Origin of the sequence: Streptomyces sp. NBC_00637, from assembly GCF_045161545.1 — a bacterium.
In the GTDB taxonomy this organism is placed as follows: Bacteria; Actinomycetota; Actinomycetes; order Streptomycetales; family Streptomycetaceae; genus Streptomyces.
Genome location: NZ_CP109046.1, coordinates 5,570,653 through 5,586,025, shown reverse-complemented (window position 1 = coordinate 5,586,025; position 15,373 = coordinate 5,570,653). Strand labels below are relative to the sequence as shown.

Here is a 15,373-nt window from a genome sequence, read left to right as displayed (position 1 = left end):
TGTTTCCTCTGTAACGGTGAGGGCCCCGGCGCCATGCCGGTGTGGGCGTTGAGCCAGGATGTGAAAATCACATAAGCACTGGAGGGGAACCCAGAAATGAGTCACAACCAGCCGGGCCCGTACGGCGGACCGCCCCAGCAGCCCGGACCGTACGGCCAGCCAGGTCCGTACGGTCAGCCGCCGCAGGCCCCGCAGCCCGGCTACGGCTACCCCCAGCAGCCCCCCGCCCCGCAGCCCGCGCCGGGCTACGGCTACCCGCAGCAGCCCCCGCAGGGCGTTCCCCCGCAGACCCCGCCCTACGGCCAGCAGCCGCCGTACGGCAGCCAGCAGCCGGCACCTCCGTACGGCCAGCAGCCGCCCTACGGCCAGCCTCCTTACGGCGTCCCGCAGCCCCCGCCGCCGAGCGGCGGCGGCAAGAAGGCCGGCATCATCATCGGCGCGGTCGCGGTCGTCGCCGCGATCGCCGTGGGCGCGTACTTCGTGATCGGCGGAGGCGGGGGCGGTCTGGAGGACGACGGCGCGCACACGTTGAACACCCCGGCGACCGTGATCACCGAGTACAAGCAGGTCGGCAAGGGCGGCGAGAGCAGCGACTCGGACACCACCAAGTACCTGACGGCCAGCGGCGTCAAGGGCGGCAAGGCCGTCGTCGGACAGTGGTCGACGGCGGACTTCGGCGACTACGACCCCCAGAACCCCGACACCTCCGACCTGCCCAGCGAGGCGGAGCTGCTCACCGCCAAGGGCATCACGATGGTGGGCGGATACGGCGAGATCGCGGACCCCGAGGCGGCCCTGGACAAGTACTTCGTCGCCATCCAGAAGGAACTCGAGGACAGCAACTCCTCCAGCTCGTCGAGCAGTACCGAGGGCAAGACCGAGCTGATCGGCCAGCCCGAGGAGGCCGACATCGACGGCGCGCTCATGAAGTGCCAGTCGGCGAAGAGCACCAACTCGCTGACCAAGAAGGAGTCGACCGACTGGTTCTGCGTCTGGTCCGACTACAGCACGATCGCCATGGTGTCCCCGGGCGACAACACGAAGAGCATCACCAAGGACGCGGCGATCGACATCACCACGAAGCTGCGCGACGAGGTCCGCGTCAAGGCCTGACGCTCCGGACCGTCCGGTCAGACGTCGAAGGGGCCCCGGTCGATCGACCGGGGCCCCTTCGACGTACGGGTACGGGTCAGGCCGTCTTCTGCTCGCCCGGACCGCGGCCGCCGCGGGCGTCGCGCGGGATCAGGGTCGGGTTGACGTTGGAGAGGACCACGTCCGCCGTGATGACGACGCGGGCCACGTCCTTGCGGGACGGGACCTCGTACATGACCGCCTGGAGGACTTCCTCCATGATGGCGCGCAGGCCGCGGGCACCGGTCTGACGGAGGATGGCCTGGTCGGCGATGGCCTCCAGGGCCTCCCGCTCGAAGTCCAGCTCCACGCCGTCGAGTTCGAAGAGCCGCTGGTACTGCTTCACCAGCGCGTTGCGCGGCTCGATCAGGATCTGGAGGAGCGCCTCGCGGTCCAGGTTGTGCACCGAGGTGATGACCGGGAGCCGGCCGATGAACTCCGGGATCATGCCGAACTTGACCAGGTCCTCCGGCATGACGGCCTCGAACTGGTCCTTGGACTCCAGCTCGCGCTTGGAGCGGATCGTCGCGCCGAACCCGATGCCCTTGGCGCCGGCCCGGGTCTCGATGATCTTCTCCAGGCCCGAGAACGCACCCCCCACGATGAACAGGACGTTCGTCGTGTCGATCTGGATGAACTCCTGGTGCGGGTGCTTGCGGCCGCCCTGCGGCGGCACCGAGGCGGTGGTGCCCTCGAGGATCTTCAGCAGGGCCTGCTGCACGCCCTCGCCCGACACGTCGCGGGTGATGGAGGGGTTCTCGCTCTTGCGCGCGACCTTGTCGATCTCATCGATGTAGATGATCCCGGTCTCGGCCTTCTTGACGTCGTAGTCCGCGGCCTGGATCAGCTTCAGCAGGATGTTCTCGACGTCCTCGCCGACGTAGCCCGCCTCGGTGAGCGCGGTGGCGTCGGCGATCGCGAACGGGACATTCAGCATGCGCGCCAGGGTCTGCGCCAGGAGCGTCTTGCCCGAGCCCGTGGGGCCGAGCAGGAGGATGTTGGACTTCGCCAACTCGATGGCGTCCTCGCGGCTTTGGGCGCCGCCGTTCTCACCCGCCTGGACGCGCTTGTAGTGGTTGTACACCGCTACCGACAGGGCCTTCTTGGCGGGCTCCTGGCCCACCACGTAGCCCTCGAGGAACTCGTAGATCTCGCGCGGCTTCGGGAGTTCCTCCCAGCGGACCTCGCTCGTCTCCGCGAGTTCTTCCTCGATGATCTCGTTGCAGAGGTCGATGCACTCGTCGCAGATGTACACACCGGGCCCTGCGATGAGCTTCTTGACCTGCTTCTGGCTCTTGCCGCAGAACGAGCACTTGAGCAGATCGCCGCCGTCACCGATGCGTGCCACGGTGTGCTTCCCCTTCGCCTGGGAGCCGACTGGACGCTTTCGAATCCAGCGGCTCCTGGTGCTGCCTTATTCCGACGGTACCTTGCCTGGCCCCCCGTTCGGGCCCCCCTTGGCACGGTTCACTGTGACGTGGACCGAGTCACACCGTGCCGAGAGGGCCCGAATGGGACGACCTCGCGTGTCAACGCACAGAGTCGTTGTTCATCTTGCGGGTGGAGATGATCTGGTCGACCAGGCCGTACGCCAGGGCGTCCTCGGCCGTGAGGATCTTGTCGCGCTCGATGTCCTCGCGGATCTTCTCGATCGGCGTGGTCGAGTGCCTGGCCAGCATGTCCTCCAGCTGCGCGCGCATCCGGAGGATCTCGTTGGCGGCGATCTCCAGGTCGGAGACCTGACCGCGGCCGGTCTCGCTGTAGGGCTGGTGGATCAGCACGCGCGCGTTCGGCAGCGCCATGCGCTTGCCCGGCGTTCCGGCGGCCAGCAGGATCGCCGCGGCGGAGGCCGCCTGACCCATGCAGACCGTCTGGATGTCGGGCTTCACGAACTGCATCGTGTCGTAGATCGCGGTCAGCGCCGTGAAGGAGCCGCCGGGGCTGTTGATGTAGACCGAGATGTCCCGGTCGGGGTCCATCGACTCCAGGCACAGCAGCTGCGCCATGACGTCGTTGGCGGAGGCGTCGTCGATCTGCACGCCGAGGAAGATCACGCGCTCCTCGAAGAGCTTCGCGTACGGGTCGTACTCGCGGACGCCCTGGGAGGTGCGCTCGACGAAGCGCGGGATCACGTAGCGGGATTCGGCGCGAGGGCCGGTGTACTCGGCCTCGGTGCGGGCGTAGATGCCGCTGCCGGGGAAGTCGTTCACGGTGTCTCCTGGAAAGAGGACTGGGGCGGTGGGCTGAAGGGGCTGGATGGGGCTCTGACGGCTTCCGGGGTCTTCGGCGATCCCGGGAGGCCCGGCGGGCCTCGAAGGGCTCCGAGCGGCCCCCAGTGGCTCCTGGAGCTTCGGGGACCTACGAGGGGCTTCCCGAGTCCGGGAGTCGCGGTGGCCTCCGAGCCACTCCGCGGGCCCCGGACTTCCGGGGTCTCCGGGTGCCTCCGGGTGCTCCTCGGCCTCTCGGAGCTCCGGAGGCAGCTGGGCCCTTTCGGAGTTCCGCAGGATTCCAGGGGGCTCCCGGAGACTCCGGAAGGGGCTCGGGGGGTCAGGGGGCTCCGGGGAGCGCCCTGACCGGCCCTGGTGCCGTCAGTGGTCCTCAGGCCGCCCCGGTACCGCCGCCGCCCGGCATGCCGGCGGCCGTCGGGATGACGTCGTCGATGAGGCCGTACTCCTTGGCCTCGAACGCGTCGAACCAGCGGTCGCGGTCCGAGTCGCGGGTGACCTGCTCGACCGTCTGGCCGGTGTGCTGGGAGGTCAGCTCGGCCATGCGCTTCTTGGTGTGCAGCAGCCGCTCGGCGTGGATCTTGATGTCGGAGGCCGAGCCCGCCAGACCCGCGGAGGGCTGGTGGATCAGGATCTCGGCGTTCGGCAGCGCGAAGCGCTTGCCGGGGGTGCCCGCGCTGAGCAGGAACTGCCCCATGGAGGCCGCGAGACCCATGGCGATGGTCACCACGTCGTTCTTGATGAACTGCATCGTGTCGTAGATCGCCATGCCGGCCGTGATCGAGCCGCCGGGGCTGTTGATGTACAGGTAGATGTCCTTGTCCGGATCGGCGGCAAGGAGCAGCAGCTGTGCGGTGATCTTGTTGGCAATGTCGTCATCGACCGGCTGGCCGAGAAAAATGATCCGCTCGCCGAGCAGCCGGTTGTAGACCTGGTCGCCGAGGCCACCACCGATGGAAGGCTCGCCGGCGGCGTAGGGCATCAGATTCGTCACGTATCCACCTGCTCGTCTTACGACGGCGCCGGGCCGTCTCACGTGTACTGCCGGGGGCAACGGAGACTCCCCTGCCCTCGTACTCATGGACCCTAACGCGCGGGTCCCTTCGGGGAATCCCGGAGAGGAGAGTGTTCGCCGGGGGCGTAGACGTGGAGGCCTCGTCCGTGGGCCGTGACGGGCCGTCCACGGACGGTCGTCGCGCCGTCCACGAGCGGTCGCGCGCCGCCCCCGAGGGGTTCCGGCCGCGAGGCGCAGCCGTGCCCGCGCCGCCGCGGCGGCCGCCCCGACCCGCTGAGCGCCGGCGGCCGGCCGCCCATGACAGAGGGGCCCCGGAGCGCATGCCGCTCCGGGGCCCCTCATGTCTGCGTCAGAGGCGACGCGAGGCCTGTCAGGCCTCGGTGTTCTCCTCGGAGGTCGCCGACTCGGCGGCGTCCTCCTCGGTCTCCTCCTCGTCGTCCAGGTCGATGACCTCGCCGTTGGTGTCCTTCACCGTGGCGGACTCGACGACCGTGGCCAGGGCCTTGCCGCGGGCGACCTCGCCGACCAGGAGCGGAACCTGGCCGCCCTCGACGACCGCCTGGGCGAACTGGTCGGGCGACATGCCGGAGGAGGCGGCACGGCGCATGAGGTGCTCGGTGAGCTCCTCCTGGTTGACGTTCAGCTTCTCGCGCTTGACGAGCTCGTCGAGCACGAACTGGGTCTTGATGCCCTTGACCGCGGCCTCACGGGTCTCGGTCTCGAACTCCTCGGCGGTCTTGCCCTGGATCTCCAGGTACTTGTCGAGGTCGAGGCCCATCTGGCCGAGCTGGTGGTGCTCCAGGTTGTGCTTGCGGGTGTTGACCTCTTCCTCGAGCAGCTTCTCGGGGACGGGCACCTCGACGAGCTCCAGCAGCTTCTCCAGGACGCGCTCCTGGGCCTGCGTGGCCTGGTCGTACTGCTTCATGTTCTCGAGGCGCTTGCGGCTGTCCGCCTTGAGCTCCTCGAGGGTGTCGAACTCGGAGGCGAGCTGCGCGAACTCGTCGTCCAGCTCGGGGAGCTCGCGGGCGGCGACCTGGGAGACCTTGACGGTGACCTCGGCCTCCTTGCCGGCCGCCGAGCCGCCCTTGAGCTCGGAGGTGAAGGTGGTCTCGCCACCGGCCTCCAGGCCCTTCACGGCCTCGTCGATGCCTTCCAGCAGCTCGCCCGAGCCGATGGTGTAGGAGACGCCGCTGGCGACGCCGTCCTCGAGGATCTCGCCGTCGACCTTGGCCTCCAGGTCGACGGTGACGACGTCGCCGTCACCGGCGGCACGCTCGACCGGGGAGGTCGAGGCGAAGCGCTCACGGAGCTGCTCGACCGACTTGTCGACGTCCTCCTCCGACACCTCGACGGCGTCGACCTCGACCTCGATGGAGGAGAAGTCCTCGGGGAGCTCGAGGGAGGGACGGATGTCGACCTCGGCGGTGAAGTTCAGCGTCTCGCCGTCCTTCAGCTCCGTGATGTCGACCTCGGGCTGGCCGAGGACGTCGATCTCGGCCTCGTTGACCGCCTCCGTGTAGAACTTCGGCAGCGCGTCGTTGACGGCCTCCTCCAGCACGGCGCCACGGCCGAAGCGCTGGTCGATGACGCGGGCGGGGATCTTGCCCTTGCGGAAGCCCTTCACCGTGACCTGCTGGTTGATCTTCTTGTACGCCGCGTCGAGGCTGTCCTTGAGCTCCTCGAAGGGCACCTCGATGCTGAGCCGAACCCGAGTCGGGTTCAGGGTCTCCACGGCGCTCTTCACGGTTCGGTCTCCTTGGGGGCTGACTTCTTGGTTTCTGCAGGAGCCAGACCGGCTCCCGCGGATTCGCCGCCCGGAGGACTTACCAGAGGATGAGGCATACGGGCGTGCAGCTTGCATAGTAACGGCAGCGACGACACGCCCCAAAGGCGATCAAGCGAGGTGCCCGCGCAAATGGCCGGTGACGGCCGGTGAAGGCTGTTCGGTGGCCACTGATGGTCGAGTCGACAGCCGGTGACGGCCGGGTCGACGACCAGGTCCCCGGTCCGGTGGTGGCCGGTGCCCTGCGGACCCGTGGCCACTGACGGCCGGTCGTTGGTCGGGGTGGCGGGATTTGAACCCACGGCCTTCCGCTCCCAAAGCGGACGCGCTACCAAGCTGCGCCACACCCCGTCTGGTGCGACACGAAGGGTACATGCCCGCAGGCCGCCTGACCGCCGCTTTTACCGAGCCTCGGGGCGCGCCGCGGCGGGCCCCGGAAACGGGGTGTGCGCGGCACGGTGCCGACCCGCTACGATGCCTGCAGTGCCGCGGTCGCTGACCTGCGGCGCGTCATGTGCGGGCGTAGCTCAATGGTAGAGCACTAGTCTTCCAAACTAGCTACGCGGGTTCGATTCCCGTCGCCCGCTCTGTACGACGAAGGCCCGGGTGAGAGGTCGGTTTCCTCTCCCCGGGCCTTCGGTGCGTCCTGGGCTGTTGCAGCCCTCCGCGCCGGAATCCGATGTGCGTCCCCGAGTGGGCCGAGCCGTGGATCACGGCGCAGTCGGAGCAGTCGGGAGCAGTTGGAGCGGTCGGAGCGCGACGTACGGCCCCTCCCCCGCGTGTTCGGTCCGGCGCACGCGGGGGCGGGCCTCAGAAGCTGATCGAGTTGATGGTGTCGGCCAGGGAGTCGAGGAAGCGGTTGATCGACGGGGCCATGCCGGTCGACGCGAGGAAGAAGCCGAACAGGATCGCGACTATCGCCGGCCCCGCCTTGATCGACCCTCCCCGGATGAGCACCACCAGGATGATCGCCAACAGCAGCACCACTGACAGTGAAATGGCCACAACTGATCACACACCCTCGGTCGGTCCGCACTCCCGACACCATCGTGCCACCAACAGGGCCTCCCCATGCGGCCCGTGACACATCATCGCGCGGACCCTCCGGTCCGGGGGTGCGCCGCACAGCAATTCGAGTACATGCCCGCACCGGGAATTGGGGCAGTTCGTTGCCGTGTCCACACAACGCCAGTGCAGGTAATTCGAATTGTGGTCGTAACCACTTCAACTACGGGTGCACAACCGACGTTATGCACCTTTTAGTCGGGATGAATCGTGACATCAAGGTCGCGCCGGAGGCGTGGCCCCTCTCCCTCATGGCCAATGCCGCGATCAAGGCCGAGGGCAATAACAAGGAATGACCTGGGGCGTTTTACGAATACGCGTGCGCGACGCTAGGGTGCCTCGAATGTCCCACGCCGCCTCGTCTCTCGTTCCGAGCTCCAGCTCACCCCAGAACCAGAACGATCAGCACGACCAGAACGATCAAGCCGGCCGGGCCGCCCGGCACGACCGGCCCGGGAACAGATCCGACGGACGGCCGTCGCCGCGGCCCGTCGCGAAGCGTGACGCGTTCTTCGACAACGCGAAGTACCTGGCGATCGTGCTGGTGGCCATGGGGCACGCCTGGGAGTCGCTGAAGGGCGACAGCCGGGTGCTCACGGCGGCGTACGTGCTGTTGTACACGTTCCACATGCCGGCCTTCATCGTCATCTCCGGCTTCTTCTCCCGCAGTTTCGACGGGAGTCCCGCCAAGCTCAAGCGGCTGGTGACGGGCGTCGTCGTGCCGTACATCGTCTTCGAGACCGCCTACCCGCTCCTGAAGACGTACGTCGGCGGCGCTCCCCAGGACATCAGCCTGCTCGACCCGTACTACCTGACCTGGTTCCTGTGCGCACTGTTCATCTGGCGGCTGACCACGCCCCTCTGGAAGCTGGTCCGTCATCCGCTGCCGGTCGCGCTGGGCATCGCCATGCTGGCGTCCGCCACCCCGAACATCGGCGGTGATCTGGACCTCCCGCGTGTCCTTCAGTTCCTGCCGTTCTTCGTGCTGGGACTGAACCTGAAGCCGGAGCACTTCGCGCTGGTGCGCCGGCGCTGGTTCCGGATCGCGGCGGTGCCGGTGTTCGCCTTCGCGCTGGCGTTCTCCTGGTGGGCGGTGCCGCGGATGAACAGCGGATGGCTCTACCACCGCAACTCCGCGCAGGAGTTGGGCGTGCCGTGGTGGGTCGGTCCCGTCATGCAGCTCGCCCTGTTCGGCTGCTCCCTGCTGCTGACCGCCTGCTTCTTCTCCTGGGTGCCGGGCCGCACGATGTGGTTCACCGCGCTCGGCGCGGGCACGCTCTACGGCTATCTGACGCACGGCCTGCTGATCAAGACCGCCGACTACCGCGGCTGGTTCGATCACCCCGCGCTGCACCGCCCGCTCGGGGAGATCGCCGTCACCGTCGTCGTGGCCGTAGCCATCACGCTGTTGTGCACCGGGCCCGTACGGCGGGTGCTGCGGTTCGTGATGGAGCCGAGGATGGACTGGGCCTTCAAGCGGGACGCCGCCGAACTCGCCCGCGAGCGCGGGAAGGCCGAGAGAGGCGAGAAGGGCGAGAAGGGCGGGGCTGCCGGCGAGGGCGCGCAGCGGCAGGAGTCCGGCGCACGGCGACAGCGGGAGCGGTCGGCCGACGTCGCGGGTTAGGCGCTCTCGTCCCGGTGGGTTGTGAGGCCGAGGAGGGCGCGCATCCGTGCGTACTTCTCGGTCAGTCGCGCCCGGGTCGGTGCGTCCAGGACCGCGAGCCGAGCCGGGTCCGCGTTGTGCGCCAGGTCCGCCTCCTTCACCAGCAGCGCGCCGGGGGTGGCCAGGATGCGCCCGGCGTAGGCCTCCGGCGTCTCTCCCGCCCGCTTGGTGACCGCGAGGACGACGGCCTTCGTACGGTCGCCGAGCGCCGCCCCGTCCAGCCAGGCCTCGGACAGGGCGTGGTCCTCGACGGCGTCGTGCAGCCACGCGGCGGCGATCTGCTCGGAGTCGCCGCCCCGCGCGCGTACGCCCTCGGCGACCGCCTGGAGGTGCTCGGCGTAGGGGCGGCCCGCCTTGTCGGTCTGTCCCTGGTGGGCGGCGCGGGCGAGGCTCTCGACCTCGGACAGGGTGAGCATGGCGGGTGGCCTCTCGGGAGAGCTCGGGACGATGCGGGAGAGCTTCGGGAGAGCTCTGACGGTTCGCTGGTCGGTGCGGAAGAGGTCAGGACAGGGGGGTCGACTGGGCCGTCGGGCCCTCGCGGCAGACGAGCAGCAGGGCACGGTCGTCGTTGACGTCCTTCGCCACCGCCTCGATCAGGTGCCAGGCGGCGCCCTGGAAGCCGCCGGCCACGTACCGGTCGGCTTCGCCGGTGAGGCGGTCGATGCCCTCGACGATGTCCCGGTCGGAGGTCTCCACCAGGCCGTCGGTGAAGAGCATCAGCACGTCTCCGGGGCGCAGCGAGCCCTTCACGGGGTCGAACTGGGCGCCGTCGTACACGCCGAGGAGGGGGCCCTCGGCGGCCTTCTCCTCCCAGCGGCCGCTGCCCGCGCTGAGCTGGAGGCCCGGCGGATGGCCGGCCGAGTAGAGCTCGTAGTCGCCGGAGTCGAGGTCGAGGACCAGGTGGATGGAGGTGGCGAAGCCCTCGTCCCAGTCCTGGCGGAGCAGATAGCCGTTGGCGGCCGGGAGGAAGGCGTGCGGCGGCAGCGAGCCGAGCAGGCCGCCGAAGGCGCCCGACAGCAGGAGGGCTCGCGAACCGGCGTCCATGCCCTTGCCGGAGACGTCCGTGAGGACGACCTCCATGGTGCGGCCGCCGTTCGTCCGGGCCGCGACGACGAAGTCACCGGAGAACGACTGGCCACCGGCGGGCCTCAGCGCCATCTCGCGGTGCCAGCCCTGCGGCAGGCTCGGCAGCTTGCTCTGCACCCGGATGCGTTCGCGCAGGTCGAAGAGCATGGTGCCGCCGCGCCGCCAGGGCACACCGACCCTGCTGCGGAACTGGGCGATGAGAAGTCCGAAGAAACCGCATGCTGCGACGACCAGGACGACACCGGGGGTGACCCTGGACGGGCCCTCGGTGTAGGGCCCCAGTTGCACCGACTCCACGATGAGGGCCGTGGCCGCCGCCGCGTACAGGCCGAGCAGGCTCGACGGGCGCAGCAGCAGTCCGCCGGCGACGATCGGCAGGACCAGGGCGGCCGGTGAGCACCACACCGAGTTGGCGAGTGTGGTGACGGCGATCAGCGGGACGGTGAGCAGCAGGAAGGCCAGCGCGATCCAGTCCGAACCGTCGCCGCGGAAGTAGTCCACGGCGCTTCTGCGCAGGCCGGTGCGGACCCGGTGCATCAAGTGCTTCAACCGGGCCGTCAACGTCTCGGCTTCCGCGCGCCGCTGCCGTCCTACTGCCATTAGTTCGGGACCCTATCCATCGAACCCGCCGCTTGGCACGGGAGGTCCCACTTGTCCCCCCTCCGAGGCTCAACTTCACAGTGAACTTCACGGAAAGCGCTCGCGCCCCGAGGAGAGGGAAATTGGCTGGCTCGTCCCGCACCGGACTGCTAGGCATGAATCCATGACGAGTGAGGCGACGGGCCGTGCGACCTCTTCCGCGGCCGGGCGCCGGAAATGCGGAAGGTGCGGGAGATGCGGGAGTCGCGGGAACCACGGGTACTACGTCGGGACGAATGGGACGAGTGGTACGACACCCTGCTCCGCGCCTTCGGCGGAATCGGGGAGTCGACCGAGGAACGGGAGCTCTTCAGGGCGCTCACCTCGTACGAGCGCTCCCTGGGCGTGTGGGACGGCGACCAGTGCGTGGCCACCGCGGGGGCGTACGACTTCCGGCTGACGGTACCGGGCGGGGCCTCGGTGCCGGCGGCGGGCGTGACGATGGTCGGCGTGAGCGCGACCCACCGGCGGCGCGGGGTCCTGACGTCGATGATGCGGCGGCAGCTGGACGATGTGCGGGCGTGGGGCGAGCCGCTCGCGATCCTGACCGCCTCCGAACCGGACATCTACGGACGGTTCGGGTATGCCGCGGCGACGTTCGGGCTGCACGCCGAGATCGACACCAGTCGGGTACGGCTGTCGGTCCCGGCCGGTACGGACGACGTACGGCTGCGGTACGTCGACCCCGGCACGACGCTCGAGGTGTGCGAGTCGGTGTACGCGCGGACCGTGCCCACCCGGGCCGGGATGCTCGCGCGCCGGCCCGGCTGGGAGCGGCTGGGGCTGCTCGATCCGGCGAGTGACCGGGGCGGGGCGTCGCCGCTCCAGTGTGTGCTCGCCGAGCGGGACGGGGAGGTCACCGGGTACGTCCGGTTCCGGGTGCGGTCCGAGTGGCGGGACAGCGGGCACAACGGGCAGGTGCGGCTCCAGGACCTGGTGGGCGTGGATCCGGCGACGGAGGCGGCGCTGTGGCGGTTCCTGTTCGGGATCGACCTCACCACCTCGCTGAAGGTGCGGGGGCGGCCGATGGACGAGGCGTGGCAGCATCTCGTCTCCGACATCCGGCGGTGCGAGCTGCGGGTGCGGGACTCGTTGTTCGTACGGCTGGTGGACGTCGGCGCGGCCCTCGAAGCGCGGACGTATCAGGCGCCGGTGGACGTCGTGTTGGAGGTCGAGGACGCCTTCTGCCCCTGGAACTCGGGGCGTTGGCGGCTCTCGGGGGTCGCCAAGGGCGCGGTGTGCGCGCGCACCTCGGACGCCCCTGACCTCGCCCTGTCCGTACGGGAGTTGGGAGCGGCGTATCTCGGAGGCGTCGGCCTTGCCTCGCTGGCACGGGCCGGGCGGGTACGGGAGCTGCGGCCGGGCGCGCTGGCGGAGGCCGCGGTGGGGTTCGGGGCGATTACCGCCCCGTGGCTGCCGCACGGGTTCTGATGTCACGACGAGGCGCGCGGTCAGTTCTTCTGACAGGTCGGGCACCAGAAGAGGTTGCGGGCGGCGAGGTCGGCGGTGCGGACGGCGTCGCCGCAGAGGTGACAGGGCTGATGGGTGCGGCGGTAGACGTACACCTCGCCGCCGTGGTCGTCGACGCGGGGCGGGCGGCCCATCGCCTCCGGGGTGTGCTGCGGGCGGACCGTGTCGATGCGGTTGCTGCGGACGCCCTCCCGCATCAGGACGACCAGGTCGGCCCAGATCGCGTCCCACTCGGCGGGCGTGATGTCGCGGCCCGCGCGGTACGGGTCGATGCCGTGCCGGAAGAGGACCTCGGCCCGGTAGACGTTGCCGACGCCGGCGATGATCTTCTGGTCCATGAGGAGAGCGGCGATCGTCGTACGGCTGCGGGAGACGCGGGCGTACGCGGCCCGGGGGTCGGCGTCGGCGCGGAGGGGGTCGGCGCCGAGGCGGGCGTGTATCGCACGCTTCTCGTCGCCCGTGATCAGGGCGCAGGTGGTGGGGCCCCGGAGATCCACGTAGGAGGTGGGGTCGGCGAGGCGGAGACGGACCGTGTCCGTGGGCGGCGGCGCGGGCGCCGGACCGAAGGTGACCTTGCCGAAGAGACCCAGGTGGATGTGGATCCACCGGTCGCCGGTGAAGCCGAGGAAGAGGTGTTTGCCGTGGGCCTCGGTGCGGGTGAGAGAGATGTCGGCGAGGAGGGCGGCGGCGTCGGCGAACTTGCCCTGCGGGCTGGTCACTTGGAGGGGGCGACGGGTGAAGCGGGCGTAGTCCTGCGCCAGTCGGTGAATCGTGTGCCCTTCCGGCACCGGCGTCTCCCTTCCTCTCCCACCCGGCCACCGGAGCCGGCGGACCCGCCCATCGGATCGGCCGGATGAAAGGCCGCTTCACCGGGGCTGCTCCGCCCCGGACCTTCGCACCCCTTTCACCCGGCTTCGGTCGGGTGAAAGGGAGAAGTCCGGGGCTTCGCCCCGGACTCCGTGTGTCCTCGCCGCTGGCCTACTGCTGCTGCGGGTGGTGGGCCGGGATCGCCGGCAGGTCGCCGGTGGTCTCGTACGACGAGAGCATGTCGATGCGGCGGATGTGACGCTCGTCCTCGGAGAACGGGGTGGCGAGGAAGGTCTCGACGAACTTCGTCGCCTCGTCCTGGGTGTGCATGCGGGAGCCCACCGCGACGACGTTGGCGTTGTTGTGCTGGCGGCCGAGGGCCGCGGTCTCCTCGCTCCAGGCCAGGGCGGCACGCACGCCCTTCACCTTGTTCGCCGCGATCTGCTCGCCGTTGCCGGAGCCACCGATCACGATGCCGAGGGATCCGGCGTCGGCGGCCGTCCGCTCCGCGGCACGGAGGCAGAAGGGCGGGTAGTCGTCCTGGGCGTCGTAGATGTGGGGCCCGCAGTCGACCGGGTCGTGACCCGCCGCCTTGAGCCATTCCACGAGGTGGTTCTTGAGTTCGAAGCCGGCATGGTCCGAGCCGAGATACACGCGCATGGGATGAGTGTGACACGACTGCCGTGGGGTAGCAGCGCCGGGTGCCGCGTCCGAAAACTGCGAGCAATCCCATGGAAGCTCAGGAAAACCTCAAGTAACAATCCGGAATCAAAGGTTCCCGAATTCATTTACCTCGGATTCACTGGACCGGCTCGTATGCCCCCCACGCACGACGCACCCGATTCCCCTCACGCGGCGCAAAGGAAAACCAAGCTCATGACTTCGCAGCCGACCCTCACCAAGGCCGAGCACGGCCCCGGAGGTTCCGGAGATCCCGGCAACGGATCCGGGTCCGGACTTCAGGCAGGGCTCAAGAACCGGCATCTGTCGATGATCGCCATCGGCGGAGTCATCGGAGCCGGACTGTTCGTCGGTTCCAGTTCCGGCATCGCCACCGCCGGGCCGGGCATTCTGCTGTCCTACGCGCTCGTCGGCACGCTCGTGGTGCTGGTGATGCGGATGCTCGGCGAGATGTCCGCGGCCAATCCGACCTCCGGTTCGTTCTCGGCGCACGCCGACCGGGCGCTCGGCCGCTGGGCGGGCTTCTCCATCGGCTGGTTGTACTGGTTCTTCTGGGTCGTCGTGCTCGCGGTGGAGGCCACCGCCGGGGCCAAGATCCTCGAAGGGTGGATGCCCGGCGTACCGCAGTGGGGATGGGCGCTCATCGTGATGGTGGTGCTGACCGCCACCAACCTCGTCTCCGTCGGGTCCTACGGCGAGTTCGAGTTCTGGTTCGCCGGTATCAAGGTCGTCGCGATCAGCGCCTTCATCATCGTCGGTGGACTCGCCGTCTTCGGCGTGCTGCCCGGTGCCGACAGCGACAAGGCGGGACTCGGCAACCTCACCGACCACGGCGGCTTCCTGCCCCACGGCCCCGGCGCCATCCTCACCGGCGTGCTGCTCGTCGTCTTCTCCTTCATGGGCAGCGAGATCGCGACCCTCGCGGCCGGCGAGTCCGAGAACCCGCAGCGGGCCGTGACGAAGTCCACGAACAGCATCATCTGGCGGATCGGCGTCTTCTACCTCGGGTCGATCTTCGTCGTCGTCACGCTGCTGCCCTGGGACGACGCGTCCATCAAGGAGCAGGGCTCCTATGTGGCCGCCCTCGACTCCCTCGGGATCGCACACGCCGGTCAGATCATGAACTTCATCGTGCTGACGTCGGTGCTGTCCTGTCTCAACTCCGGGCTCTACACGGCGTCCCGTATGGCCTTCTCGCTCGGTGAGCGGGGGGACGCGCCGAAGATGTTCGCCCGGACGACGAGTCGTGGGGTTCCGCTCGCGGCGATCGTCGCCTCGGTGACGTTCGGGTTCGTCGCCGTCTTCTTCAACTACAAGTTCCCGGACTCCGTCTTCCTCTTCCTCGTGAACTCCAGCGGCGCCGTGGCCCTGTTCGTCTGGCTGGTCATCTGCTTCTCGCAGCTGCGGATGCGGAAGATCATCCAGGCCGAGGCGCCGGAGAAGCTGGTCGTGCGGATGTGGCTGTACCCCTACCTGACCTGGGCGACGGCCGCGCTGATCGTCTTCGTGCTCGGCTACATGCTGACCGACACCGAGGGCGAGAGCAGCGGGCGGACGACCGTGCTGCTGTCGCTGCTCGTCGCCGCCCTCGTGGTGGCCGTCGCCTTCCTGAAGGAGGGCCGGGTCAAGGCCAGGGCCAAGGCCGGGACCGAGACGACTGCCTCTGCCCCTGCCCCTGCCCCTGCCCCTGCCCCTGCCCCTGCCCCTGCCCCTGCCCCTGCCCCTGCCCAGAGCGAAGTCGAGTAGCTCTGCTCGGAGACCGATGAGAAGGGGTCCGCTTCGGCGGGCCCCTTTTTTCCCGCCCCGCC

The 15,373-nt window shown here is 69.2% G+C and carries 13 protein-coding genes and 2 tRNA genes; 5 read left to right on the top strand and 10 right to left on the bottom strand.

Annotated elements, in window-relative coordinates:
- Positions 1 to 96: 96 nt before the first annotated feature.
- Positions 97 to 1,113: a hypothetical protein gene (locus tag OG440_RS24555; RefSeq protein ID WP_406008939.1), complete on the top strand. Its 1,017-nt coding sequence runs from the start codon at positions 97 to 99 to the stop codon at positions 1,111 to 1,113.
- A gap of 76 nt (positions 1,114 to 1,189) precedes the next feature.
- Here the strand turns inward: OG440_RS24555 and clpX are convergent, their stop codons facing one another.
- From clpX to OG440_RS24530, 5 genes are all read right to left on the bottom strand, one after another.
- Positions 1,190 to 2,479 (bottom strand): ATP-dependent Clp protease ATP-binding subunit ClpX, encoded by a 1,290-nt coding sequence (clpX, locus tag OG440_RS24550; RefSeq protein ID WP_356249114.1) that lies wholly within the window; start codon positions 2,477 to 2,479, stop codon positions 1,190 to 1,192.
- Between the two features lie 181 nt (positions 2,480 to 2,660).
- Entirely contained in the window at positions 2,661 to 3,341 is a 681-nt protein-coding gene (locus OG440_RS24545; protein WP_406008938.1) for an ATP-dependent Clp protease proteolytic subunit, read from the bottom strand.
- 388 nt (positions 3,342 to 3,729) lie between these two features.
- Positions 3,730 to 4,338: an ATP-dependent Clp protease proteolytic subunit gene (locus OG440_RS24540; RefSeq protein ID WP_189709844.1), complete on the bottom strand. Its 609-nt coding sequence runs from the start codon at positions 4,336 to 4,338 to the stop codon at positions 3,730 to 3,732.
- Positions 4,339 to 4,741: 403 nt separating this feature from the next.
- Positions 4,742 to 6,115, bottom strand: coding sequence for a trigger factor (gene tig, locus OG440_RS24535; RefSeq protein WP_406008937.1), 1,374 nt, complete (start codon positions 6,113 to 6,115; stop codon positions 4,742 to 4,744).
- A 313-nt stretch (positions 6,116 to 6,428) separates the two neighbouring features.
- Positions 6,429 to 6,505, bottom strand: a tRNA-Pro gene (locus OG440_RS24530).
- Positions 6,506 to 6,670: 165 nt separating this feature from the next.
- Between OG440_RS24530 and OG440_RS24525 the strand changes: the two genes are divergently transcribed.
- Positions 6,671 to 6,741: transfer RNA gene (locus OG440_RS24525), tRNA-Gly, on the top strand.
- A 223-nt stretch (positions 6,742 to 6,964) separates the two neighbouring features.
- On the opposite strand, the gene OG440_RS24520 is transcribed toward OG440_RS24525, so the two are convergent.
- Positions 6,965 to 7,159, bottom strand: coding sequence for a hypothetical protein (locus OG440_RS24520; protein WP_030779494.1), 195 nt, complete (start codon positions 7,157 to 7,159; stop codon positions 6,965 to 6,967).
- A 403-nt stretch (positions 7,160 to 7,562) separates the two neighbouring features.
- On the opposite strand from OG440_RS24520, the gene OG440_RS24515 reads away from it, so the two are divergent.
- Positions 7,563 to 8,843 carry an acyltransferase family protein gene (locus OG440_RS24515; RefSeq protein ID WP_406008936.1) on the top strand — a complete coding sequence of 427 codons (1,281 nt, stop codon included), beginning with the start codon at positions 7,563 to 7,565 and terminating at the stop codon, positions 8,841 to 8,843.
- On the opposite strand, the gene OG440_RS24510 is transcribed toward OG440_RS24515, so the two are convergent.
- A complete protein-coding gene (locus OG440_RS24510) occupies positions 8,840 to 9,298 on the bottom strand; it encodes an HD domain-containing protein (protein WP_406008935.1) in 459 nt (152 codons plus the stop codon). The genes OG440_RS24515 and OG440_RS24510 overlap by 4 nt on opposite strands.
- Before the next feature lie 85 nt (positions 9,299 to 9,383).
- Positions 9,384 to 10,568 carry a PP2C family protein-serine/threonine phosphatase gene (locus OG440_RS24505; protein WP_406008934.1) on the bottom strand — a complete coding sequence of 395 codons (1,185 nt, stop codon included), beginning with the start codon at positions 10,566 to 10,568 and terminating at the stop codon, positions 9,384 to 9,386.
- Between the two features lie 234 nt (positions 10,569 to 10,802).
- Here OG440_RS24505 and OG440_RS24500 point away from each other — a divergent pair, with 234 nt between their 5' ends.
- Entirely contained in the window at positions 10,803 to 12,038 is a 1,236-nt protein-coding gene (locus tag OG440_RS24500) for a GNAT family N-acetyltransferase (protein WP_406008933.1), read from the top strand.
- Between the two features lie 20 nt (positions 12,039 to 12,058).
- Here OG440_RS24500 and OG440_RS24495 read toward each other — a convergent pair whose 3' ends face one another.
- Complete coding sequence (locus OG440_RS24495) at positions 12,059 to 12,865, bottom strand: Fpg/Nei family DNA glycosylase (RefSeq protein ID WP_406008932.1); 807 nt, start codon at positions 12,863 to 12,865, stop codon at positions 12,059 to 12,061.
- A gap of 190 nt (positions 12,866 to 13,055) precedes the next feature.
- Positions 13,056 to 13,544 (bottom strand): ribose-5-phosphate isomerase, encoded by a 489-nt coding sequence (locus OG440_RS24490; RefSeq protein ID WP_406008931.1) that lies wholly within the window; start codon positions 13,542 to 13,544, stop codon positions 13,056 to 13,058.
- 216 nt (positions 13,545 to 13,760) lie between these two features.
- On the opposite strand from OG440_RS24490, the gene OG440_RS24485 reads away from it, so the two are divergent.
- Positions 13,761 to 15,311 carry an amino acid permease gene (locus OG440_RS24485; protein ID WP_406008930.1) on the top strand — a complete coding sequence of 517 codons (1,551 nt, stop codon included), beginning with the start codon at positions 13,761 to 13,763 and terminating at the stop codon, positions 15,309 to 15,311.
- Positions 15,312 to 15,373: the final 62 nt, after the last annotated feature.